General features: G+C 63.7%; 18 protein-coding genes. 13 read left to right on the forward strand and 5 right to left on the reverse strand.

Annotated features, from left to right (window positions below; genetic code table 11):
- The first annotated feature begins 71 nt into the window (after positions 1-71).
- The 3 genes from ybgF to ftsH all read left to right on the forward strand — a co-directional run bounded on the left by ybgF (position 72) and on the right by ftsH (position 4,639).
- Positions 72-1,199, forward strand: coding sequence for a tol-pal system protein YbgF (gene ybgF, locus FJ548_RS11610; protein WP_140694900.1), 1,128 nt, complete (start codon positions 72-74; stop codon positions 1,197-1,199).
- Positions 1,199-2,605, forward strand: coding sequence for a tRNA lysidine(34) synthetase TilS (tilS, locus tag FJ548_RS11615; protein ID WP_140777931.1), 1,407 nt, complete (start codon positions 1,199-1,201; stop codon positions 2,603-2,605). Before ybgF ends, tilS begins: the two co-directional genes overlap by 1 nt.
- Positions 2,606-2,710: 105 nt before the next feature.
- A complete protein-coding gene (ftsH, locus tag FJ548_RS11620; RefSeq protein WP_140608284.1) occupies positions 2,711-4,639 on the forward strand; it encodes an ATP-dependent zinc metalloprotease FtsH in 1,929 nt (642 codons plus the stop codon).
- A 482-nt stretch (positions 4,640-5,121) separates the two neighbouring features.
- Here ftsH and FJ548_RS11625 read toward each other — a convergent pair whose 3' ends face one another.
- Positions 5,122-5,970 carry a hypothetical protein gene (locus FJ548_RS11625; RefSeq protein ID WP_140694906.1) on the reverse strand — a complete coding sequence of 283 codons (849 nt, stop codon included), beginning with the start codon at positions 5,968-5,970 and terminating at the stop codon, positions 5,122-5,124.
- Between the two features lie 366 nt (positions 5,971-6,336).
- Here FJ548_RS11625 and glmM point away from each other — a divergent pair, with 366 nt between their 5' ends.
- The 8 genes from glmM (at position 6,337) to FJ548_RS11665 (ending at position 16,935) form a co-directional block, all read left to right on the forward strand.
- On the forward strand, positions 6,337-7,689 hold the full coding sequence (gene glmM / locus FJ548_RS11630) for a phosphoglucosamine mutase (RefSeq protein WP_140608280.1): 1,353 nt from the start codon (positions 6,337-6,339) through the stop codon (positions 7,687-7,689).
- Between the two features lie 272 nt (positions 7,690-7,961).
- Positions 7,962-8,795, forward strand: coding sequence for an outer membrane protein (locus FJ548_RS11635; protein WP_140608278.1), 834 nt, complete (start codon positions 7,962-7,964; stop codon positions 8,793-8,795).
- Positions 8,796-8,990: 195 nt separating this feature from the next.
- Entirely contained in the window at positions 8,991-9,764 is a 774-nt protein-coding gene (locus tag FJ548_RS11640; RefSeq protein WP_140777932.1) for an outer membrane protein, read from the forward strand.
- A gap of 201 nt (positions 9,765-9,965) precedes the next feature.
- Positions 9,966-11,141, forward strand: coding sequence for a phosphoserine transaminase (locus FJ548_RS11645; RefSeq protein ID WP_140608274.1), 1,176 nt, complete (start codon positions 9,966-9,968; stop codon positions 11,139-11,141).
- A 64-nt stretch (positions 11,142-11,205) separates the two neighbouring features.
- Complete coding sequence (gene serA, locus FJ548_RS11650; protein WP_140608273.1) at positions 11,206-12,807, forward strand: phosphoglycerate dehydrogenase; 1,602 nt, start codon at positions 11,206-11,208, stop codon at positions 12,805-12,807.
- Positions 12,808-13,343: 536 nt separating this feature from the next.
- A complete protein-coding gene (locus FJ548_RS11655) occupies positions 13,344-13,952 on the forward strand; it encodes a gluconate 2-dehydrogenase subunit 3 family protein (protein WP_226890429.1) in 609 nt (202 codons plus the stop codon).
- A gap of 2 nt (positions 13,953-13,954) precedes the next feature.
- Entirely contained in the window at positions 13,955-15,721 is a 1,767-nt protein-coding gene (locus FJ548_RS11660; RefSeq protein WP_140694913.1) for a GMC family oxidoreductase, read from the forward strand.
- Positions 15,718-16,935, forward strand: coding sequence for a cytochrome c (locus tag FJ548_RS11665; protein ID WP_140694916.1), 1,218 nt, complete (start codon positions 15,718-15,720; stop codon positions 16,933-16,935). Before FJ548_RS11660 ends, FJ548_RS11665 begins: the two co-directional genes overlap by 4 nt.
- Positions 16,936-16,939: 4 nt before the next feature.
- Here FJ548_RS11665 and FJ548_RS11670 read toward each other — a convergent pair whose 3' ends face one another.
- Complete coding sequence (locus tag FJ548_RS11670; protein ID WP_140694919.1) at positions 16,940-17,842, reverse strand: DMT family transporter; 903 nt, start codon at positions 17,840-17,842, stop codon at positions 16,940-16,942.
- 213 nt (positions 17,843-18,055) lie between these two features.
- Between FJ548_RS11670 and FJ548_RS11675 the strand changes: the two genes are divergently transcribed.
- Positions 18,056-19,354, forward strand: a complete 1,299-nt coding sequence (locus FJ548_RS11675) for an adenylosuccinate synthase (RefSeq protein WP_140608267.1) — start codon at positions 18,056-18,058, stop codon at positions 19,352-19,354.
- A gap of 76 nt (positions 19,355-19,430) precedes the next feature.
- The gene (locus FJ548_RS11680) at positions 19,431-21,185 is read left to right on the forward strand and encodes a hypothetical protein (protein ID WP_140777933.1); all 1,755 of its coding nucleotides are present in this window, start codon (positions 19,431-19,433) and stop codon (positions 21,183-21,185) included.
- A 29-nt stretch (positions 21,186-21,214) separates the two neighbouring features.
- Here the strand turns inward: FJ548_RS11680 and FJ548_RS11685 are convergent, their stop codons facing one another.
- The 3 genes from FJ548_RS11685 to FJ548_RS11695 form a co-directional block, all read right to left on the reverse strand.
- Positions 21,215-21,514, reverse strand: a complete 300-nt coding sequence (locus FJ548_RS11685) for a CcdB family protein (RefSeq protein WP_140777934.1) — start codon at positions 21,512-21,514, stop codon at positions 21,215-21,217.
- Positions 21,514-21,756: a type II toxin-antitoxin system CcdA family antitoxin gene (locus FJ548_RS11690; RefSeq protein ID WP_140777935.1), complete on the reverse strand. Its 243-nt coding sequence runs from the start codon at positions 21,754-21,756 to the stop codon at positions 21,514-21,516. Before FJ548_RS11690 ends, FJ548_RS11685 begins: the two co-directional genes overlap by 1 nt.
- Before the next feature lie 78 nt (positions 21,757-21,834).
- Positions 21,835-23,655, reverse strand: coding sequence for an ABC-F family ATP-binding cassette domain-containing protein (locus FJ548_RS11695; RefSeq protein WP_140777936.1), 1,821 nt, complete (start codon positions 23,653-23,655; stop codon positions 21,835-21,837).

Below are 23,655 nucleotides of genomic sequence, written 5' to 3' on the forward strand. Positions count from 1 at the left end.
GCCGAGGGCGCTTGGCTGGTCCCACCCCGATTGGAAGGCGCGAACAGACTAACGACACACGCGAGAGGCACATGCATTTGAGATCGGTTCTGAGCGGCACGCTTGCGGCGCTACTCCTATCAGGCGTCACCGCCCTGGCTAGCGGCCTGGGGGCTGATGGCAAGGCGCAATCGACCGACAGCGGCTTTTCCTTCCATCTGCCCAGCATCGAACTGCCCAGCCTCTTCGGCGAGAAGAAGCAGCAGGACCAGGTTCAGCTCGCGCAACAGTCGAACAGCGCGGGCGCGACCGGCCTCGAGGACCAATTGCGCCAGATGAACGGCAAGATCGAAGAGCTCAATTTCCAGATCCTGCAGATGCAGGAGCAGATCCGCAAGCAGCAGGAAGACAACGAATTCCGCTTCCAGCAGCTCGAAGGCGGCGCGCAAGGCGGGCAGCCGGCCGGACAGAAGAAGTCGCAGGCGGCACCCGCCAATGGCGATAACAGCATGGCCGAGGCACCGGCCACGCAGGCGCCGGTCGATACCGGCAACCGGGCCGCCAGCCAGTCGTCCGGCGGCCAAAGCGTCGAAGACGTCATCGTCGAATCCTCCGATGGCGACCCGGGCAAGGTGATCCCTGGAAAGGGCGCGCCGGAAAAGAATTTCGGCACCATCACGGTCGACAAGAACGGCAATGTGGTCGATGCCGGCGGCAGCACCCAGGCGACCGCGCCTGCGCAGGATGCCGCTCCGGCCACCAGCGCTCCGGTCCCCAACGCTCCGGCCAGGTCCGGCAAGCCCAACGGCACGGTGGTTGCCGCACTGCCTTCGACAAAAGATCCGGAAGAGCTCTACCGCAATTCCTACCAGTTTATCCTGTCGGGCGATTACAGCACCGCCGAGCAGGGGTTCCGCGACCATATCTCTCGTTTCCCCAAGGACGCCAAGACGGCGGACGCGCATTACTGGCTGGGTGAATCCCTGCTCGGCCAGCAGAAATACCGTGACGCCGCCGAGGTCTTCCTCGCCGCCAGCAAGGATTATCCCAAGGCCAAAAAGGCTCCCGACATGCTGTTGAAGCTCGGCGTGTCGCTGGTTGGCCTCAAGCAGCACGATGTTGCCTGCGCCACCTTCAGCGAAGTCGGCAAGCGCTACCCCGATATCTCGAATGCGCTCAAGGACCGCGTCAAGCAGGAGAAGGCCCTGGCTGCCTGCTGATGCTCGATCCGGAGCCTGATCTTTCGACAAGACTTCTTTCGCATATCGATTTTACCAGCGGCGCCGTTGCGGCCGTGTCCGGCGGCAGCGACTCGACCGCCCTGCTTCTCCTCCTCAAACAGTATCTCGACCGAACCGCGCCGTCCGCCAGGCTGCTTGCGGTGACGGTCGACCATGGCCTGCGGCAGGGTTCGGCTGCCGAGGCGCAAGCCGTGGCGAAGCTTTGCGCGGAACGCGGCATCGCCCACCGAACCCTGGTCTGGTCCGGGCGCAAGCCATCGACCGGCCTGCCCGCCGCGGCGCGGGAAGCGCGTTACCGGCTGCTGGCGGAAGCGGCGCGAAGGGAAGGCATCGACCTGATGGTGACCGGCCATACCGCCGACGACCAGGCCGAGACAGTGCTGATGCGGGAAGCCCGCGAAGAGGGGCTGGCCCGTGAAGAGGGAGCGGGCCGCGAGGAGGGCCGTGGCCTTGCCGGCATGGCGCCGGCCACCCTTCACGACTGGCGCGAATGGATCGTGCGGCCGCTTCTGGGCACGCGGCGCGCGGCGCTTCGCGACTTCCTCAGGCGCCAGAATGTCGGCTGGGCCGACGATCCGACCAATGCCGACGAGACCTACGAACGGCCGCGTCTGCGCGCGGCACTTGACGGGGGTGCCGGCGCGCAACGCATGGATAGCGCCCTGGCACTGGCGGCGCGGGCGGCCTTGGACCGCACGCAGCTTGGTCTGGCCGCCGCCGAGGTCATCCTTCGCTTTGCCAGCCAGCCAGCAACGGGGCTCATCAGGCTCGATCCGGCTCTGCTGTGCGCCGGCGACGACCGTGCGGCCGTCTATGCCTTGCGCATTCTCCTGGCGGCGTCAGGCGGGATTGCCTTCCTGCCGGACAAGGCCCGCAGCGAGGCGTTGTTCGGCCGGCTTAGGGCTGGATTTCTTTGCGCCACATTGTCGCGGACCGTCGTCGATTTCCGTCGTGCTGGCATCTTCCTGCACCGCGAGATGCGCGGCTTGCCGCCGGCAGCCACCGTCCTTGACGCCGCCATCTGGGATGGCCGTCGCCAGATCACGTTGCACGACGGCAACGGCGCATTGTTGATCGCGCCGCTTGGGGCAGCAGCGGCGAAACGGCTGGCGACCGGCGAGGGCGAGACACCGCAAAGCCTGATACGCGCGGCGTTGGCGGCCGAGCCCGCAGCGCGGCAAGCCGTTGAGAATCCTGGTTCGGCGCCGGACTGGCCGGTATCGCCGGGGTTTGAGGCGCGGCCGGTCATTGCTCCCTTTGCGCGCTTCCTGCCGTCTTTCGATCTGGCGCCGGCGCGGGCCGCGGCCTTGCTGATCGGCACGCCACCGGTTCCAGCGCCGCCATTGGCCGGCCATAGTGCAGGCCGATCATGGGCGAAAGCTTAACCCACACGTGCTGTTATGCTTGGCAAGGGGAAGTGCTCTCCCTATGTTAGGCCCAAGTTTCCTCTCATGATGCGTGTCCGCCCGCGGACGCCAACGGGACAATTGATGAATCCGAACTATCGCAACCTCGCGCTCTGGGCGATCATAGCGGTCCTGCTCATCGCCCTGTTCAATCTGTTCCAGACGCCGCAGACGCGCGGGGCTTCGAGCGATGTGCCTTATTCGCAATTCCTGCAGGATGTCGCGGCGGGCCGGGTCAAGACGGTGACCATTGCGGGTGCCCGCATCAACGGCACTTACACCGACAATTCCAGTGGCTTCCAGACCTACTCGCCCGGCGATCCCTCGCTGGTCTCGCGGCTGCAGGACAAGAACGTCACCATCAATGCGCGTCCTGAGACCGACGGCTCCAATTCGCTGTTCGGCTATCTGATCTCGTGGCTGCCGATGATCCTCATCCTCGGCGTCTGGATATTCTTCATGCGCCAGATGCAGTCCGGATCCGGCCGCGCTATGGGTTTTGGCAAGTCGAAGGCCAAGCTTCTGACCGAGGCGCATGGCCGCGTCACCTTCCAGGACGTCGCCGGCGTCGACGAGGCCAAGGAAGACCTGGAAGAGATCGTCGAGTTCCTGCGCGATCCGCAGAAGTTCCAGCGGCTCGGCGGCAAGATTCCGCGCGGCGTGCTGCTGGTCGGCCCTCCCGGCACCGGCAAGACGCTGCTCGCCCGCTCTGTCGCCGGCGAAGCCAACGTGCCGTTCTTCACCATTTCGGGTTCGGATTTTGTCGAGATGTTCGTCGGCGTCGGCGCGAGCCGCGTGCGCGACATGTTCGACCAGGCCAAGAAGAATGCGCCCTGCATCATCTTCATCGACGAAATCGACGCGGTCGGACGCCATCGCGGCGCCGGTCTCGGCGGCGGCAATGACGAGCGCGAGCAGACGCTGAACCAGCTGCTGGTCGAGATGGACGGCTTCGAATCCAACGAGAGCATCATCCTGATCGCCGCCACCAACCGTCCCGACGTGCTCGATCCGGCGCTGCTGCGTCCGGGCCGTTTCGACCGCCAGGTGGTGGTGCCGAACCCCGACATCGTCGGCCGCGAGAAGATCCTCAAGGTGCATGTGCGCAACGTGCCGCTGGCGCCCAATGTCGACCTCAAGGTCGTCGCCCGCGGAACGCCAGGCTTCTCCGGCGCCGACCTGATGAATCTCGTCAACGAATCCGCGCTGATGGCGGCGCGGCGCAACAAGCGCCTCGTCACCATGGCCGAGTTCGAGGACGCCAAGGACAAGATCATGATGGGCGCGGAGCGCCGCTCGTCGGCCATGACGCAGGCCGAGAAGGAGCTGACCGCCTATCACGAGGCGGGTCACGCCATCCTGGCGCTCAACGTGCCGTCGGCGGACCCGCTGCACAAGGCGACCATCATTCCGCGCGGCCGCGCGCTGGGCATGGTGATGCAGTTGCCGGAAGGCGACCGCTACTCCATGAGCTACAAATACATGATCTCGCGCCTCGCCATCATGATGGGCGGCCGCGTCGCCGAGGAGTTCAAGTTCGGCAAGGAGAACATCACGTCCGGTGCCTCCTCCGACATCGAGCAGGCGACCAAGCTGGCGCGCGCCATGGTCACCCGCTGGGGCTTTTCCGACAAGCTCGGCCATGTCGCCTATGGCGACAACCAGGAGGAAGTGTTCCTCGGCCATTCGGTGGCGCGCACGCAGAACATCTCGGAAGAGACGGCGCAGATCATCGACGCCGAAGTGCGCCGCCTGATCGACGACGCCTATTCGACGGCCAAGTCGGTGCTGACCAAGAAGAAGAAGGAATGGATCGCGCTGGCGCAGGGCTTGCTCGAATACGAGACGCTGTCGGGCGACGAGATCAAGCAGCTGATCGCCGGCCAGAAGCCCGCGCGCGACCTCGGCGACGACACGCCGCCCAGCCGTGGCTCGGCGGTGCCGAAATCCGGCGGCCGCCGCAAGAAAGGCCCCGAGCCCGAAGGCGGCATGGAGCCGCAGCCGTCAAGCTGAGGAAGAGCAAACACCCACGACAAACGCCGCGGATCAAACCGCGGCGTTTTGCTTTTGGGGCGGGAGAAGATGTAGAGCTGTCCGGGAATCGCATCGCGGCGTTGGCGATTTGTGAAAGTCGATGTGACGTGCAATGCCCCTTGGTAGGGGAGATGCCCCGGCAGGGCAGAAGGGGCGCTGTCCCGTCGGTATGTCAAGGAAAGCCTTGCGCCCACGGGCTTTGGACTCCACCACGCATATTTTTCCTTCCTCAATCGCGGTTTCGCCGAACCACCGGTCCCGCCTGCGCGAAGGTGAACCCAAGCGGGATTGAAGCCGCGATCCCCCGCGCCCCTCTGTCCTGCCGGACATCTCCTCCAAAAGGAGTGAGATTGGCAGTGTCGCCGACGGCGCTTCCTTGCAGCGCCCATTGACCTCGAGCCCAACAAAAAGCCCGCGAACCTTGCGGTCCGCGGGCCTTCGTCAACCGTTGCGAAACGAGATCAGCTCTTCAGCTTGGCATTGCAGAGGCTGTAGAAGCCGCCACCCTTCTGGATCCACTTCAAGCCGCCAAGCGTCTTGGCATCCTTGTTGGCGTAGTACTGTTCAAGGCAGGTGTGCATGCGACCCTTGGCCGGGGTCTCGGTGGCGAATTTCGGCGAGATGGCGGTCGGGAAAGTCACGCCCTTCGGCGCGGCGACAGTCGGCGTTGCCGGTTCCTTGGTGTAATTTGCCTCGCTGGGAGCTGGCACGGTCTCGTCATCGGATGCGCCGGCACCGCATTCGCTCTTGCGGAAGTCGTTCCACTTCATGCCCTTCAGCGTATTCGCCGTCTTTGCAGCCTGGTACTTGGTGCTGCATTCGGCCATGGTCAGGCTCTTGCCACCGCTGGCGGCGGGAGCCGCGGCAGCCTTGGTGGCGGCCGGCTTGGTGGTGGCCGCCTTGGTGTCGACGGCAGCCGATGCTCCGGCGGCGCATTCGGTCTTGCGGAAGTCGTTCCACTTCATGCCGTTCAGCGTGCCGGCGGACTTTGCAGCCTGGTACTTGGCGCTGCATTCCTTGGCGGTCAGGCCCTTGGCCATGCTGTCGGCGGTCGCGGCGGCGGGTTTGGTGGTCTTCGTGTCTGCTGCCTTGGTGTCGGTGGCCTTGGCATCGGTCTTGGTGGCCGCGGCGTCGGTGCCGCACTGTGCCTTGCGGAACTGGTTCCAGGTCTGCCCGGCAAGTGTCCCCGCATCCTTGGCGGCGTTGTACTTCGTGCTGCACTCGGCCATCGTCAGTGCGTTGGCTGGCGCGGCCAGAAACAACGTCACGACGGCAAGGCCGGTCAGAGTGGCAAGTCGGTGGATGAGCATAGCGTTTCTCCGTTGCTGCAGCCCATTAATACGTCCCAGCAAATCAATAGCGCTCAACGGTCGGTTGCGCCAGATGCCAAGTGAGGTATATATCGGCGGAAGCTGGTTTTCCCGATAAGGTGATGAAATCATTGTCCCTTACCGGCCCGAAACAAGGTTTTCCGCGTGCATTTGCGCCGAATGGCTCGCAAAACTGGTATATTGCGGTGTCGGAGAGCCGCCATGCTGCGTTGCGGCCATGTTGTGTACGGTGCACAACAATGATTTTCTAAGGATCGTAACATATAATCACACAATGTGATCATGGCGCATCGGCCAATTGTGGCATGACGTGCCGGATAAGAACAATCGGGGATACCGACTGGCATGGCAGGAAATTACTTCGGAACGGACGGCATTCGCGGGCGCGCCAACAAGTTTCCGATGACCGCGGAAGTGGCCATGCGGGTCGGCATGGCCGCCGGCCTTTCATTCCAGCGCGGCAGCCACCGCCATCGTGTGGTTCTGGGTAAGGACACCAGGCTTTCCGGCTACATGATCGAGAATGCGATGGTGGCCGGGCTTTGCGCCGCCGGCATGGATGTGTTCCTGCTCGGCCCGATTCCGACGCCGGCAGTCGCCATGCTGGTGCGGTCGCTGCGCGCCGACATCGGCGTCATGATCTCGGCTTCACACAATCCCTACTACGACAATGGCATCAAGCTGTTCGGCCCCGATGGCTACAAGCTCTCAGACGAGATCGAAGAACGTATCGAGAGCATGCTCGACAAGGATATCGAACTGGCACTCGCCGATTCGGACGGGCTTGGCCGCGCCAAGCGTGTCGATGGCGTGCATGACCGTTATATCGAATTCGCCAAGCGCACCTTGCCGCGCTCGATGTCGCTTTCGGGCCTCAGGATCGTCGTCGATTGCGCCAATGGGGCGGCTTACAAGGTGGCGCCCGAGGCGCTGTGGGAACTCGGCGCCGAGGTCGTGGCCATCAATGTCGAGCCCAACGGCTTCAACATCAACAAGGAATGCGGTTCGACCCATTCGGCCGGACTGCAGAAGAAAGTGCATGAAGTGCGCGCCGACATCGGCATTGCGCTCGACGGCGATGCCGACCGCGTCGTCATCGTCGATGAAAACGGCGCCATCGTCGATGGCGACCAGATCATGGCGCTGATCGCGGAGTCCTGGCATCAGAGCGGGCGGCTTGCCGGCGGCGGCGTTGTCTCGACCGTCATGTCCAATCTCGGCCTCGAACGCTTCCTGGGCGACATGAAGCTGCAATTGCACCGCACCAAGGTCGGCGACCGCTATGTGGTGGAGCATATGCGCGCGCATGGGCTCAATGTCGGCGGCGAACAGTCGGGCCACATCGTGCTGTCGGATTTCTCGACCACCGGTGACGGGCTGGTGTCGGCATTGCAGGTGCTGGCCTGCATCAAGCGGCAGGGCCGCCCAGTCAGCGAACTGTCGAAGAAGTTCGAGCCGGTGCCGCAGATCCTGAAGAATGTCCGCATCGCCGGCGGCAAGCCGCTCGAGGAAGCCCCGGTCAAGGCCGTCATCGAGGATGCACGCCACCGTCTCGGCAAGGCCGGGCGGCTGGTCATCCGCCCGTCCGGCACCGAGCCGCTGATCCGTGTCATGGCCGAGGGTGACGATCCACAACTGGTCGAGGCGGTCGTCAACGACATCGTCGAGGTGATCTCGGAAACACGCAGCGCCGCCTGATCCCAATCGCGCCCGAAGGACGTCGCGTCCGGTGCGCCCGGAGTGCGTCACGCGCTCCGCTTGCATCGAAGCCCGCCCTCCCGGCGGGCTTTTCGTTGGCCGGAGAACCAGCCTCCGGCTTCGAAAACCTCGTCGAATTCCCTCGGATTTCAGAGATTCGTGGTTAATCGACAGGGTTAAACGGCTTTTAACCTTTGCAATTCATTATCCACGCCTGAAAGCCAATCTTATTCGGGCGCGATCGCGCTCCGGGGTTCCGAGGGGTGACAAGCATGTTCAATACAGCAAGAAAGGCCTTGTTTGCCGCGCTGTTCGCGGGCCTGGCCTGGCCGGTGTTCGCGGCCGACCTTCCAGAACCGGTGGTCGAAGAGGCCCCGCCACCGGTCTACGAGCAGCCGGTCGATGTCGGCGGCTGGTACATCCGTGGCGATATCGGCTATCACAAATCCGATGTCCGCGGCATCGACTATATGACTTACACCGTCGACCCCTGTAACTGTTCGGTCACGCCGGGCAGCAAGAGTTTCGACTATGGCAGGCTTAAGGGCGGTTTCTCGCTCGGCGGCGGCGTCGGCTACAAGATCAACGATCATTTCCGCACGGACCTGACCGCCGACTACTGGTTCAAGTCGAACTTCAACGGCGGTACCTCGGATATCAACGGGACTTCAACCGAAGTATCGAAGATGAGCGCCTTGCTGCTGCTCGCCAACGCCTATGTCGATATCGGCACCTGGCACGGCATCACGCCCTATGTCGGCGCCGGCATCGGCGGCGCGCGCGTCAAGTGGGATGATGTCTACGACCCGAACACCACCGAGCATAATCCCGGAGCATCGAACTGGCGCTTCGCCTATGCGCTGATGGCCGGCGCTTCCTACTGCCTGACCGATAAAATCATCCTCGATGCGGGCTATCGCTTCTCGCATATCCAGGGCGGCCGCATGTTCGAGTGGGACGTGACCAGCTCGGGCCCTGGCTTCGACCGTGGCATCAACACCCATGAAGTGCGCGGTGGCCTGCGCTATCAGTTCGGCGGCAACAACGGGTGCGCCGCACCTGTTGTGGCCTACCAGCCCGAACCCGAGCCGGTCTACACCAAATAGGACTTTCCAGCTCTGATGGTTACGAACCGCCCGGCTCAGCCGGGCGGTTTTCGTTCGTGCGCTAAGTTTCCGTTCGAAATCAATTCGCTAACGCTCTGTTAGCCTTAACCGTGACTTAACCACTATGGTTAACAATGCTTCCTGAAACGATGGCGGCCGCCGTGATTGCAGGCGCCAAATCCGGGAGTCGGGACCATGACACTCACATCGCGTATTGTGCTGGCGGTTGCCGGACTCGGCCTTTTGCCACTGACACCGGCACTCGCCGCCGACTACGATCCGCCGATCTATGTCGACCAGGCGCCTGATTACGTGCCGGTCGAAGTCGGCTCGGGCTGGTATCTGCGCGGCGATGTTTCGTATCTGGCGCAGAAGAGCTTCAAGAACGAGGATTTCGCCTTTACGCCTGCCAGCTTCGACGACAAGGAAGATCCGGTCTTTGCCAGCATCGGCTTCGGCTATCACTTCACCGATTATCTGCGCGCCGATCTCAATTTCGGCTATCTGCCCGGCAACAAGATCGGCATCGGCTATGACGATACGGCGATCGTAACGCCGCCGGCAACTTCGACCGTCGCTTCGGCGTCCCTGACGAATTACGCCTTCACGGGCATGCTCAACGGCTATGTCGATCTTGGCACCTATGTCGGGATAGCTCCCTACCTCGGCGCCGGCGTCGGCATCGTGCGCAGCACGCGCAAGCTCTCGGCGAGCTATTTCACCAACAATAGCGACCCCACCGACGATTTCGTCCAGAGCGACGACAAGACCCAATATTCGTTCGCCTATACGTTGAATGCGGGCCTTGCCTATCAGGTGACCAAGAACGTTTCCGTCGACCTGGGCTATCAGTACTTCTCCGCCCCCAGCGCCGAATATGTGACGGCAGCAAGCCTGACCTCCTTTCCCGTTCACAAGGGGATCAGCAATCACCAGGTCAAGCTCGGGCTGCGCTACGACCTCTGGTAGGCTCCGGACGCATCAGGACTTTGACGGCGGATCCGTGCGGTCCGCCGTTTGCGTTTGAAGTCACGACATCCTGATCGCAGAGTGCCAGTATCCTGGCAGCGACAAAAACTTTTCCCTTGACGCCTGAAGCCTGAACGCATATCGCCGTCCGTGGGCCACCCCTCCCCAACGAGGGGCCACTATCTGGAAGGATAGACCACGATGACGACTCCCGCGAAGCCCGGACTCCGTCCGGCAAATCCCAATTTTTCCTCAGGTCCTTGCGCAAAACGCCCCGGCTGGTCGGTCGAGGCACTTAAAAACGCTGCGCTCGGGCGTTCCCACCGTGCCAGGATCGGCAAGACCAAGCTCGAACAGGCGATCGAGCTGACACGGGAAATCCTCCAGGTTCCTGCCGGCTACCGCATCGGCATCGTGCCGGCGTCGGACACCGGCGCGGTCGAGATGGCGCTGTGGTCGCTGCTCGGCGAGCGCGGCGTCGACATGGTCGCCTGGGAGAGTTTTGGCTCCGGCTGGGTCACCGACGTGGTCAAGCAGCTGAAACTCGCGGATGTGCGCAAAATCGAAGCTGGCTACGGCGAATTGCCGGACCTGTCCAAGATCGATTTCGACCGCGACGTGGTCTTCACCTGGAATGGCACCACATCGGGCGTGCGCGTGCCGAACGGCGATTTCATCCCGGCGGACCGTAAGGGCCTGACCATTTGCGACGCCACCTCGGCGGCATTCGCGCAGAGACTCGATTTCGCAAAACTCGATGTCGTCACCTTCTCCTGGCAGAAGGTGCTGGGCGGCGAAGGCGCGCATGGCATGCTGATCCTCAGTCCGCGCGCCGTCGCGCGGCTGGAAACCTACAAGCCGGCCTGGCCGCTGCCGAAAATCTTCCGCCTGACCTCGGGCGGCAAGCTGATCGAAGGCATCTTCAAGGGCGAGACCATCAACACGCCGTCGATGCTGTGCGTCGAGGACTATCTCGATGCCCTTCAATGGGCGAAGTCGATCGGCGGTCTGGATGCGCTGGTCGCCAGGGCGGATGCCAATGCCGCGGTTCTCGACGGTTTCGTCGACAAATCCGCATGGCTCGGCCATCTCGCCGTTGAGCCCGCGACGCGGTCGAACACGTCCGTATGCCTGTCCTTCACCGACCGGCAAGTCGCAGCGCTTGACGCGGACGGGCAGGCGGCGTTCGCCAAGGCTCTCGTCTCGGTGCTCGACAAGGAAGGCGTCGCCTACGACATCGGCTCCTACCGCGACGCGCCTCCCGGCCTTCGCATCTGGTGTGGCGCGACGGTCGAGGCGTCCGACCTCGAAGCGCTATTGCCCTGGCTCGACTGGGCCTTCGCCGCGCAGAAGGCATCGCTGAAAGCGGCTGCCTGAGATTTCGGTGGCGGCCCGCGGGCCGCCCATTCCCCGGATCAATCCCATTTTCAAGGAGGCCGCCATGGCGCCCCGTGTTCTCGTTTCCGACAAACTCTCTCCCACCGCCGTGCAGATCTTCAAGGATCGCGGCGTCGAGGTCGACTATCTGCCCGATCTCGGCAAGGACAAGGAAAAGCTGCTCGAAGTTATCGGCCAGTATGACGGTCTCGCCATCCGCTCGGCGACCAAAGTCACCGAGAAGCTGATCAATGCCGCGACCAACCTCAAGGTCATCGGCCGCGCCGGCATCGGCGTCGACAATGTCGATATCCCGGCGGCCAGCCGCAAGGGTATCATCGTGATGAACACGCCCTTCGGCAATTCGATCACGACAGCCGAGCATGCCGTTGCGATGATCTTCGCGCTTGCGCGCCAGATTCCGGAGGCCAACGCCTCGACCCATGCCGGAAAATGGGAGAAGAACCGCTTCATGGGCGTCGAGATCACCGGCAAGACGCTGGGCGTCATCGGCTGCGGCAATATCGGTTCGATCGTCGCCACACGTGGCGTCGGACTGAAGATGCATGTCGTCGCCTTCGATCCGTTCCTGTCGGACAGCCGCGCCGAGGAGCTCGGCGTCGAGAAGGTCGAGCTCGACGAGCTCTTCGCCCGCGCCGATTTCATCACCCTGCACACGCCGCTGACCGACAAGACGCGCAACATCATCGACGCCGCCGCCATCGCCAAGATGAAGAACGGCGTGCGCATCATCAACTGCGCGCGCGGCGGGCTGATCGTCGAGGCCGACCTCGTCGCGGCGCTGAAGGGCGGCAAGGTGGCGGGCGCCGGCATCGACGTCTTCGAGGTCGAACCGGCGGAGCAGAACGCCCTGTTCGGCATGGACAATGTGGTGGCGACACCGCATCTCGGCGCCTCGACGGCGGAAGCACAGGAAAATGTCGCGCTGCAGGTTGCCGAACAGATGGCCGACTATCTGATCAAGGGCGCCGTCTCCAACGCCATCAACATGCCGTCGATCACGGCGGAGGAAGCACCGCGGCTGAAGCCGTTCGTCAAGCTTGCCGAAGTGCTCGGCGCCTTTGTCGGCCAGGTCACGGAAGATCCGATCAAGGAGGTCGAGATCCTGTTTGACGGCTCGACCGCGACGATGAACACACGCGCCCTGATCAGTGCCGCACTCGCCGGCCTGATCCGGCCGCAAGTCGCCGACGTCAACATGGTGTCGGCGCCGATCATGGTGAAGGAGCGCGGCATCATCGTCGCCGAGGTCAAGCGCGACAAGTCGGGCGTCTTCGACGGCTACATCAAGCTCACTGTCAAGACCGAGCACATGACGCGCTCGATCGCCGGCACCTGCTTCTCGGACGGCAAGCCGCGCTTCATCCAGATCAAAGGCATCAACCTCGATGCCGAGGTCGGCCAACATATGCTCTACACGACCAATGCCGATGCGCCCGGCATTATCGGCCTGCTTGGCACCGTGTGCGGCGAGAACGACGTCAACATTGCCAACTTCCAGCTTGGCCGTAACCGGCCGGGCGGTGATGCCATCGCGCTGCTCTATCTCGACGCGCCGTTCCCGGAAAAAGTGCTGGAGCAGGTGCGGGCGCACAAGTCGATCGACTCGGCCAAACGGCTGCAGTTCGACGTGAGCGCGGTTTAGGCCCACACCGTCGCAATCAGGCGCACGAGACGTCCCGTGTGCGGGCAAGCACGCGGGACGTTTCGTTTAGCCTCGGTTTCAGCCGGCGGACCGCATCCCGCGGCGGACGCTGCCTTACCCGATTCCTGCACAGTTCGGTCCTTCCCGGGCCGTGATTGACCGTGCGAGCTTGGCGCCTGGTCCAAGGATTACTTTTCAACTTCCTGATATATTAGCCGGCGCCGATAAGCATAAAGCCTGGCCTAATCTAACGATTTTGTGATCTGCTTGACGATGCGGATTTCTTTCCGCAGGCTGTCATCAATCGACCCGCCTGGCTTGAACTTAACGGTTTTGGTCATGATTTAACGCGCAACTTCCGGTGCGCGCTCGTTGCTGTCAAGGTGCCTTGGATGGATCATCGCAATACTGTCAGGCTGAATCGGCGCCTTTTCCTTTCATCGGTCGCGATGTTTACGGTCACGGCGACTTCGGCAAGCCTTGCCCGCTCTTTCTCCGGCTCCCTGCCTTGGGCACCCCTGTCGTCAGATCCGCCGATGCAGGTGGTCCCTGGCGGCTGGCAATTTTTCACACCGCAGGAAGCGGCTCTTGTCGAAGCCATCGTCGACCGCATCATCCCCGCCGACGATCTCAGCATGGGCGGCAAGGAGGCGGGCTGCGCCGTCTATATCGACAGGCAGTTGATGGGCGCGTTCGGAACCTCGAGCCGGCTTTATACGCAAGGGCCATTCCTGCCCGCATTGCCGACGCAGGGATATCAGGGTGAGGCCAATCCCGCCCAGCGCTACCGCGTCGGCCTCGCCGCCATCGATGCCTTCCTGAAGCAACGCGACGGCAAGACATTCGCAGAACTGCAGCCGGCCGATCAGGATGCGTTCCTGACGGCCATGGAGGCGGGTAAGATCGAACTGCCCAATGGCGTCAAGGGGCCCGGCTTCTTCGGACTTCTTCTGCAGAACACGATGGAAGGGTTCTTTGCCGATCCGGTCTATGGCGGCAACAAGGACATGGTGTCGTGGCGCATGCTCGGCTTCCCCGGCGCGCGCTATGACTACCGGGACCATGTCAGCAAGCACAATCAGCCCTATCCGCGGCCGCCCGTCTCCATCGAGGGCAGCCCGGAATGGCTGGGCAAGAGGAGCTGACCATGACGACGATACTGCCCCGAAAGGATGTCGTGATCGTCGGCCTCGGCTGGACCGGGTCCATCCTTGCGCATGAATTGACGGACCAGGGCCTCGACGTGCTGGCCATAGAACGCGGTCCATGGCGCGACACGGCCACCGATTTCAACATCGGCTATGCACAGGACGAATTGCGCTACAGCGTGCGGCGCGACCTCTTCCTGCAGCCCGCCGTCGAAACGATGACGATGCGCAACGACCCGTCGCAGACAGCGCTGCCGATGCGCGATTTCGGTTCCTTCCTGCCCGGCAACGGGGTTGGCGGCGCCGGCGTGCACTGGAACGGCCACACCTGGCGATTCTGGGATTCGGACTTCCAGACGAAAACCAACCTGACCAAGCGCTATGGCGCGGCCAGGATCGCGGATCTCCAAGTCGAGGACTGGGGCGTGACCGGCGCCGAAATGGAGCCTTACTACGACCAGTTCGAATATTTGGCGGGCATTTCGGGCAAGGCCGGCAACATCAAAGGCAAACTGCAGGAAGGCGGCAATCCGTTCGAGGATCCGAGGGCGCGGGACTATCCGAACCCGCCGATGGAGATGACCTACGCGCCGACCTTGTTCGCCGATGTCGGCCGGTCGATGGGGCTGCATCCTTTCCCGACGCCGTCAGCCAACATGTCTCGCACCTATGTCAATCCGCTCGGCATCACCATGGGGCAGTGCACCTATTGCGGTTTCTGCGAGCGCTTCGGCTGCGCCAATTATTCCAAATCAAGCGCCCAGACCACCATCCTCCCCGTCCTGATGAAGAAGGCCAATTTCGAGGTCCGGACCGACAGCGAAGTGCTGCATGTCGATCTTACCGCCGGCGGCAAGTCGGCGCGTGGCGTGACCTATGTCGACACGTCAGGGCAGGAATTCTTCCAGCCGGCTGATCTCGTGCTTCTGTGCGCCTACGGGCTGCACAATGCCCGCCTGATGATGCTCTCCGGCATCGGCAAGATCTATGATCCCAACACCGGCGAGGGCACGGTCGGCCGCAATTACTGCTATCAGACCAATGCCGGCGTGCAGGTGTTCTTCGACGACAAGAACTTCAATCCGTTCATCGCGGCCGGCGCGCTCGGCCAGACAATCGACGATTTCAACGGCGACGCTTTCGATCACGGTGCGCTGGATTTCGTCGGCGGCGCGGGCATCAACTGCATCCCCACCAACGGACGCCCGATCGGCACCAGGCCGACGCTGCCCGGCACGCCGAAATGGGGCGGGGCGTGGAAGAAAGCGACCGTCGAGGGTTACAAGAGCACGCTCGGCTATTCCTCGCAGGGCAGCAGCTACGCCACGCGCACCAACTATCTCGATCTCGACCCGACCTACAAGGATCGCTTCGGCCGGCCGCTGATGCGCATGACGTTCGATTTCCCCGACAACGACATCCGGATGTCGAACTATGTATGCGACCGGATGGAGGACATCGCCAAGGCGTTCGGCGGCAAGCAATACAGCGTCGGCCGCCGCAAGAAGGGCTGGGACAGCGTCCCCTATCAGAGCACCCACAATACCGGCGGCGCCATCATGGGGACCGACCCGAAGAGAAGCGCGGTCAACACCTTCCTGCAAAGCTGGGATGTGCCGAACGTCTTTGTCATCGGCGCGTCGGCCTTCCCGCAGAACGCCGGCAAGAACCCGACGGGAACGGTCGGCGCGCTTGCCTTCCGTGCCGCCGACGCCATCCGCAATCAGTATCTGCGCAATCCCGGCGCACCGCTGGTGCGGGCATGAGAACGCTCACCGCCATCCTCGCCACCGGCGCGGCACTCCTGGCGATCGCTCCGGCAATCGCCGCCGACCAGGCGGACCAGATCATACGCGGTCAGTACCAGGCCGTGCTCGGCGATTGCGCGGGTTGTCACACGAGGCCGGACGGCAAGCCCCTGGCCGGCGGCCTGCCACTGGAAACGCCGTTCGGCACACTGGTGCCGCCCAACATCACGCCCGACCACGAGACGGGCATCGGCAATTGGTCGGAAGACGATTTCCGCAACATGATGAAGACCGGCATCGGCCACAATGGCGTGCGGCTCTACCCCGCCATGCCATATCCCGCCTATACCAAGATGAACGAGCAGGACATTTCCGACCTCTGGGCCTATCTCACCACGGTCGAGCCGGTGCCGAACAAGGTGCAGGCCAACCAGCTGCCGTTTCCCCTGAACATCCGGCTGGCGATGTGGGGCTGGAATCTCCTCAACTTCACCGAAAGCACTTTCACGCCGGATCCCTCCAAGTCGGCGGAATGGAACCGCGGCGCCTATATCGTGCAGGGGGCGGGGCACTGCGGCACCTGCCATACACCCAAATCCTTCCTCGGAGCCGACCAGGACAGCGGTTTTCTGCAAGGGGCGTCGCTGCAGGGCTGGTTTGCGCCCGACATCACCAACAATGCCCAATCCGGCCTTGGGAAATGGTCGCAGGAGGATCTGGTTACCTACCTCAAGACCGGCGTCAACGCGCATTCGATCGCGTCCGGTCCGATGGCCGAGGCCGTCGAAAACTCGACCTCGAAAATGACGGATCCGGACCTCAAGGCTGTTGCCGTCTATCTCAAGAGCCTGGGCTCGGACACCGGCAATGCGCAAGCGCCAAAGCCGGACGAGGCGCGGATGGCCGCGGGCGAGGCGATCTACCATGACAATTGTTCGGCCTGCCATGGTGACGATGGTGCCGGGGCCGGAGCTCTGTTCCCGCCGCTCGTCGGCAACTCGATCGTGGCGCAAAACAATCCCGAAACGCTTGCCCGGGTGGTTCTCGCCGGAAGCCAGGCTGTCCATACGGCCGGCGCGCCGACGACACCTGCCATGCCTTCGCTCGCATGGCGCCTGAAGGACCAGGAAGTCGCCGACGTGCTGACCTATGTGCGCGGCAGCTGGGGCAATTCCGCTCCGGCGGTCTCATCCGACGATATTGCGGCGGTGCGCAAGGAATTGGTGCGGTAGCACTTTACCGGCGGGCCGGCACGGCCATCCTTCGCCCGCTATATTCGGCAAGCGCGATGCCGCCCAGCACGAGCACGAGTGCCAATGCCTGATAGAGCTGGAACGTCTCGCCGACGATCAGCACCGAAAGCAGCGTGCCGAAGATCGGCACCAGATTGATGAACAGGCCGGCGCGGTTGGCGCCGATCAGCTCGTTGCCCCTGATGTAGAGGATCTGCGAGATGACCGAGGCGCCGATCGCGGTGTAGACGATGACTGTCCAGCCGCGCGCATCGGGCACGATGACCTTGCCGGCGGCTATTTCCCACAGGACAAAGGGCAGCGAGGTGATCAGCGCCGCGACCGACAGGGACAGCATCAGGCTCTGCCAACGCATCACCGGCTTCAGGCGCAGGCCGACCGAATAGCCGCTGTAGAGGATGACGGCGACCAGCATGATGGCGTCGCCGAAATTGAGCTCCAGCGTCAGCAGCCGGCGCGGGTCGCCATGGCAGGCGGTCAGGATCACGCCGGCGATGGTCAGCACGACGCCAGCAATCTGCGCCCAGCTTACGCGCAGGCGGAAGAAGATGAAATTGGCTGTCATGATCAGGATCGGCATCGCCGCCTGTTCGATCGAAACGTTGATCGCCGTCGTGTAGTTGAGCGCCGTGTAGAAGATGGTGTTGAACAGAGTGAAGCCGCTGGCGCCCAGCGCCGCCAGGACGAGCCAGTGCCGGCGCACCACCGGCCAGTCCTCCCGGATTGTCCGCCAGCCGATCGGCAGCAGGATCGCTACCGCCAGCACCCAACGCAGGAAGACCAGCGTCATCGGCGAGACATGATCGACAGCCAGCTTGCCGGCCACCGAATTGCCGCCCCACAGCAAGGTGGTGAGCAGCAGGAATATGTAGGCGCTTCGATGCATGGCGGCATTCCGGCCGCGGCGGATGCGCCGCGGTGTTTGTCGGCCTATTGCCCCGGTCGGTCCAAGTAAATGATGTCAAAGCCGAAAATTGTTGTGCCTCAGGGCATTTTCGGCGGCAAAGAAAGGTCGCGCTCGCGAGGTCTTGACGCTATAGAGGCCTGTCGTTTCGAACCATATCCAAGCCGCTCGGCGGCGTTTCAAGGGAAAAGAAACATGGCCAATGTGGTGGTCGTCGGCTCGCAGTGGGGCGACGAAGGCAAGGGCAAGATCGTCGACTGGCTGTCGGAGCGTGCTGACGTCGTGGTGCGTTTCCAGGGCGGCCACAATGCCGGCCACACGCTGGTCGTCGACGGCAAGGTCTACAAGCTGTCGCTGTTGCCGTCCGGTGTCGTGCGGCAGGGCAAGCTGTCCATCATCGGCAATGGCGTGGTCTTCGATCCGCACGCTTTCGTGGCCGAAGTCGCCAAGCTCAAGGCACAGGGCGTCGAGGTGACGCCCGATCGCCTGAAAATAGCCGAAAACACAGCGCTTATCCTGTCGCTGCACCGGGAGCTGGATGGATTCCGCGAGGACGCCGCCTCAAATTCCGGGACGAAGATTGGCACGACCCGCCGCGGTATCGGCCCCGCCTATGAGGACAAGGTGGGCCGACGCGCGGTTCGGGTGATGGATCTGGCGGATTTGGAAACACTGCCCCTGAAGGTCGACAGGTTGCTGACGCACCACAATGCGCTGCGCCGCGGGCTCGGCCATGCCGAAGTCACGCATGAGGCGATCATGAGTGAATTGACATCGGTCGCCGACGAGATCCTGCCCTATATGGACCGTGTCTGGAAAGTGCTGGACGACAAGCGCCGCGCCGGCGAGCGCATCCTGTTCGAGGGTGCGCAAGGCACGCTGCTCGATATCGACCACGGCACCTATCCCTTCGTCACTTCGTCCAACACCGTGGCCGGGCAGGCGGCCGCCGGCTCCGGCGTCGGGCCCAGCGCCATAGGCTATGTGCTCGGCATCACCAAGGCCTACACGACGCGCGTTGGCGAAGGTCCGTTCCCAACCGAACAGAAGAACGAGATCGGCGAGTTCCTCGGCACGCGCGGTCACGAATTCGGCGTCGTCACCGGGCGCAAGCGCCGCTGCGGCTGGTTCGACGCGGTGCTGGTGCGCCAGGCCGTCGCCGTCAACGGCATCAAAGGCATCGCGCTGACCAAGCTCGATGTACTCGACGGGCTGGACGAGATCAAAGTCTGTACCGGCTACCGGCTCGACGGCGAGATGATCGATTATCTGCCGGCCAGCCAGGGCGCGCAGGCCCGCGTCGAACCGGTCTACGAGACGCTGGAAGGGTGGAAAGGCACCACCGCCGGCGCGCGCAGCTGGAACGATCTGCCGGCCCAGGCGGTCAAGTATGTCCGTTATATCGAGGAGTTGATCGGCGCGCCGGTCGCACTCCTCTCCACCAGCCCGGAACGGGACGACACGATACTTGTGACCGACCCGTTTCAAGACTAGTTTCTGAAGCCTTTCCGGGCATCGCGGCTGATTTGCGGGGGCCGGCGCGGGAGCAAAAATACAGGTCGACTGAAGCATGGCAGATTTCGTTGCTGTTCTGAAAAAGGCGCTCGACAGGCACGGCGACGAGACGCCTGACAAGCGCACGCGCATCTACGACAGCGTGCGTGCCATGCTGGTGAAGAAGCTTGCGGATTATTCGCCGCCGCTCGCCGCCGAGGCAATAGCCAGGCAGAAGCGCACGCTGGAGGACGCCATTGCGAGCGTCGAACGCGACTACGCCAAAAGCGTGCCGGAAACGGACCCGCTCGCCGAGCTGGAACACATCTTTTCCTCCATCGACCGCAACAAGAATCAACCGAGTCACACGCGCCAGCCGGCGAAGGCGGAGCCCGTCCGACCGGCGCCGCCCGCCGCCAGGCCGGAGCCTTATCGCCCCGCGCCACCGCCCGAGCGGCCCGCGCCATCACCCGCCGCCAAGGCCGAGCCAAGCTGGCAAAAGCCCCTACCGGCGCAGTCAGCAGCCCCGAACCTTGCCGACCCGAACCTTGCCGACCATGCCCTGCCTGGCATGGACGCGGACCAGGACGACGAGCACGCCGATGTCTTCCCGAACGACGAGGAGCCGGCGGAGGCTGACACCTTCCAGCGTCCGCGCCCGGCCGAGCGCAAGCGGAGCTATGGCGGGCTGATCGCCGCCGTCGTCGCGCTGCTGGTCATTGCTGGCGGTGGCTATGGCATCTGGCTGAACAAGGACGCCTTCGGCAAGATGCTGGGCCTGGGCGGCAGCAAGGTTGTTGCCAAGATCGAGCCGGTGAAACCGGCGCCGGCCAAGCCGGCCAAGCCGGCGACCGACGTCGCGCCGCCACCGGCGCCCGCGACAGGCGCCGAAGGGACGAAATTCACGCAACGATTGACGCCTGGAGGCGGTGAAACCGACCCTGGCCCGGCCGGAGGACAAAGCGGCGTAGGCGAGGGTGAATCCGTCGCCGCGCTGACGACGCCGCCCCCGGCGCCGCCGCCCCCGGCGACGACCGCGCCGGCAACACCGCCGCCGGCAATACCGCCACCGGCCAGTCCGCCCCCGGTCACGGGCGCGCCCGCCGCGGCGACGCCTGCCGCGACTCCACCTGCGGGCGGCACCGCGCCCGCGACACCCCCCGCCAACGGAACCGCACCCGCGGCCCCGGCCAATGCCGCCGCCACGCCGCCGGCACCGGCGGGCACGACACCAGCGGCGCCTGCTGCCGCTCCCGCTCCGGCGCAAGCCTCGGTGCCGGTCGGCCAGAAGGCGATCTTCTATGAGGAGCGCACCAGCACCGCGCAGGGTTCGGCCGAACCCGGCAGCATCGTCTGGTCGCTGGTGCAGGAATCGCCCGGCGGCGACCTGCCGCCCGAGCCGGCGATCCGCGCCGAGGCGACTATCCCGGGCAAGGATATCCAATTGCGCATGACCATCCGCCGCAACACCGACCGGACGCTGCCGGCCAGTCACATCATCGAGATGATCTTCCTGACGCCCGACGGCTTCGAAGGTGGTGGCGTCGACAACATATTGCGCGTCGCCATGAAGAGTTCGGAGCAGGACGCCGGCAGCCCGCTGATCGGAATCCCGGCCAAGATCGCCGACGGCTTCTTCCTCGTCGCGCTCAACGACACCAAGGCCGACGAGGACGCCAATATGACCTTGCTGCGCGGCCAGGACTGGATCGACGTGCCAGTGGTCTACAAGACCGGACGGCGGGCACTGCTGACCATGGAAAAGGGCATTCCCGGCGAGAAGGTGTTCGACGAGGCGATCAAGGCCTGGCAGGCCAAGACGGCGGGTTGAGAGGGCCGGGGATACGTAATCGTCGCCGTTCAGAAACCCTGAAATAGCATGTCGAGCGCGGCGATGATGTCGTCGTGGTGCTTTGCCAGGTTCATCCGACTTTCACCCAGTTCGCTCGCTGGAACGGTGGCGATCAGGTGAGTCGCCATTACCAGTTTTCGGCCATTGATCTCGAAAATCGGATGAAGTTTTCGCATCGGTGGCGGCACCGTCGCGACCGGGAGAAGCGGGACGACCGCCCGCGTCTTGAAGTTGTCGAGCAGATCGGATTGAACGTCCAGCAAATAGCTGCCTTCGACGCGACCGGCAAAGACATCATGGCGCGCCATCAGAACTGCCGATATTCTTCCAACGGCATGCCGTGCTTTTCGACGTAATCGTTCCACGCATCAATCGTGGCGCGGTTCTCGAGCTTCCACAGCCGCGTTTTTTCGGCTGCCACCGCTTCCGCGATGCCAGCTTCCGCAGCGCGCGAGACATTCACGTCTAGCCCTTTGGCTTCCCTCATGAGGTTCGAGTCGATCGACAGGTTTGCTGGCTGACGGATCGCATTCAAAGCAATCTTGCGCATAATAGCCTCCGCAACATGCGCATAACTTATGCGCACTCTCGTGCGGAAGCAATAATCAAGGGCTAGGTTGCAGGTGGCCTAGCCCTCCATCTCCTCGCGCAGCATCTCCAGTTCCAGCCATTCTTCCTCGAGCGCGGCGAGCGTCGCACGCTCCTTGTCGAGGGCGGCGATGGTCTTCTGGAACGAGGCCGGATCACGTTCGTAATAGGCCGGATCGGCAATGTTGTTCTCCAGCCGCGAGATCGATGCGGTCACGGCCTCGATCTTCTTGGGCAAGGAGTCGAGCGCGAATTTCTGTTTGAACGACAGTTTCTTCGCCGGTCCCTTTGGCATTGCCGGCTCGCTCTTGCCCGGTGCCGGCGCCTCGCCGGGCTCGGCCTTGGCCCGCGCCTTGCGGTCGTCGAGCCTGGTGCCGCCGCGCTGGGCCAACATGTCGGAATAACCGCCGGCATATTCGACCCAGCGGCCGCCGCCTTCCGGCGCGATGATGCTGGTGACGGTACGGTCGAGGAAATCGCGGTCGTGGCTGACGAGGATGACGGTGCCGGCAAAACCGGCGACCAGTTCCTGCAGCAGTTCCAGCGTCTCCATGTCGAGATCGTTGGTCGGCTCATCGAGCACCAGGAGGTTCGCCGGCCGGGCCAGCACGCGCGCCAGGATGAGCCGCGCCCGCTCGCCGCCGGAAAGCTCGCGCACCGGGGTGCGCGCCTGCTCCGGCTTGAACAGGAAATCCTTCATGTAGGAAACGACATGGCGCTGTTCGCCGTTGATGACCAGGTTTTCGCCGCGTCCGTCGGTGAGATATTGCGCCAGCGTCTGCTGCGGGTCGACCGCCTCGCGCTTCTGGTCGAGCGTGGCGATTTCCAGATTGGTGCCGAGCCGTACCGAGCCCGCATCCGGCGCCAGTTCGCCGGTCAGCATCTTCAGAAGCGTCGTCTTGCCGGCGCCGTTCGGCCCGACAAGACCGACGCGGTCGCCGCGCTGGATGCGGGTCGAGAACCCCTTGACCACGGTGAGGTCGCCGAAGCTCTTCTCGATGTTTTTCGCCTCGATGACCAGCTTGCCGGATTCGGCGGCGTCGCTCGCCACCATGGTCGCGGTGCCTTCGGCGCCGCGATGGCCGCGAAAGCGCTGGCGCATGGTCTGCAACTCGCCCAGTCGGCGCATGTTGCGCTTGCGCCGCGCCGTCACGCCATAGCGCAGCCAGTGTTCCTCGCGCACGATCTGGCGGCCGAGCTTGTGCTGCTCGCGCTCTTCCTCTTCCAACACCAGGTCGCGCCATTCCTCGAAATGGCCAAAACCCTTGTCCAGCCTGCGGGTCTGGCCACGGTCGAGCCAGACAGTGGCGCGCGACACGCGCTCGAGAAAGCGGCGGTCGTGCGAGATGACGATGAGCGCCGAGGAGGTGCGGACGAGTTCCTCTTCCAGCCATTCGATGACCGACAGATCGAGATGGTTGGTCGGCTCATCAAGCAGCAGAATGTCGGGCTCCGGCGCCATGACACGGGCAAGGGCGGCGCGTCTGGCCTCGCCGCCGGACAGGTCGCCCGGCCGCTCCTCGCCCGACAGGCCGAGATGCTCCATCAGGTAGCTGGCGCGGTAGGGATCATCGGCAGGCCCGAGCCCGGCCTCGACATAGGCCCGCACGGTGGCAAACCCTTCCATGTCGGGCATCTGCGGCAGATAGCGGACAGTCGCCGAAGGCTGGCGGAAGACCTCGCCGTCCTGGGGCTCGATGAGGCCGGCGGCGATCTTGAGCAGCGTCGATTTACCCGATCCGTTGCGGCCGACCAGCGCGATCTTGTCACCGGCCGAAGCGGTCAAGGCGGCGCCGTCGAGCAGCGGCGTGCCACCGAAGGTCAGTTTTATCCCGTCGAGATTGAGAAGAGGCGGGGCCAT

This window comes from Mesorhizobium sp. B2-4-17, assembly GCF_006441275.1.
Lineage (GTDB): Bacteria > Pseudomonadota > Alphaproteobacteria > Rhizobiales > Rhizobiaceae > Mesorhizobium.

Coding starts and splice junctions, on each gene's coding strand:
- ybgF (WP_140694900.1), top strand. CDS start 72: ATGCATTTGAGATCGGTTCTGAGCGGCACGCTTGCGGCGCTACTCCTA.
- tilS (WP_140777931.1), top strand. CDS start 1,199: ATGCTCGATCCGGAGCCTGATCTTTCGACAAGACTTCTTTCGCATATC.
- ftsH (WP_140608284.1), top strand. CDS start 2,711: ATGAATCCGAACTATCGCAACCTCGCGCTCTGGGCGATCATAGCGGTC.
- FJ548_RS11625 (WP_140694906.1), bottom strand. CDS start 5,970: ATGCTCATCCACCGACTTGCCACTCTGACCGGCCTTGCCGTCGTGACG.
- glmM (WP_140608280.1), top strand. CDS start 6,337: ATGGCAGGAAATTACTTCGGAACGGACGGCATTCGCGGGCGCGCCAAC.
- FJ548_RS11635 (WP_140608278.1), top strand. CDS start 7,962: ATGTTCAATACAGCAAGAAAGGCCTTGTTTGCCGCGCTGTTCGCGGGC.
- FJ548_RS11640 (WP_140777932.1), top strand. CDS start 8,991: ATGACACTCACATCGCGTATTGTGCTGGCGGTTGCCGGACTCGGCCTT.
- FJ548_RS11645 (WP_140608274.1), top strand. CDS start 9,966: ATGACGACTCCCGCGAAGCCCGGACTCCGTCCGGCAAATCCCAATTTT.
- serA (WP_140608273.1), top strand. CDS start 11,206: ATGGCGCCCCGTGTTCTCGTTTCCGACAAACTCTCTCCCACCGCCGTG.
- FJ548_RS11655 (WP_226890429.1), top strand. CDS start 13,344: ATGCAGGTGGTCCCTGGCGGCTGGCAATTTTTCACACCGCAGGAAGCG.
- FJ548_RS11660 (WP_140694913.1), top strand. CDS start 13,955: ATGACGACGATACTGCCCCGAAAGGATGTCGTGATCGTCGGCCTCGGC.
- FJ548_RS11665 (WP_140694916.1), top strand. CDS start 15,718: ATGAGAACGCTCACCGCCATCCTCGCCACCGGCGCGGCACTCCTGGCG.
- FJ548_RS11670 (WP_140694919.1), bottom strand. CDS start 17,842: ATGCATCGAAGCGCCTACATATTCCTGCTGCTCACCACCTTGCTGTGG.
- FJ548_RS11675 (WP_140608267.1), top strand. CDS start 18,056: ATGGCCAATGTGGTGGTCGTCGGCTCGCAGTGGGGCGACGAAGGCAAG.
- FJ548_RS11680 (WP_140777933.1), top strand. CDS start 19,431: ATGGCAGATTTCGTTGCTGTTCTGAAAAAGGCGCTCGACAGGCACGGC.
- FJ548_RS11685 (WP_140777934.1), bottom strand. CDS start 21,514: ATGGCGCGCCATGATGTCTTTGCCGGTCGCGTCGAAGGCAGCTATTTG.
- FJ548_RS11690 (WP_140777935.1), bottom strand. CDS start 21,756: ATGCGCAAGATTGCTTTGAATGCGATCCGTCAGCCAGCAAACCTGTCG.
- FJ548_RS11695 (WP_140777936.1), bottom strand. CDS start 23,655: ATGGCCCCGCCTCTTCTCAATCTCGACGGGATAAAACTGACCTTCGGT.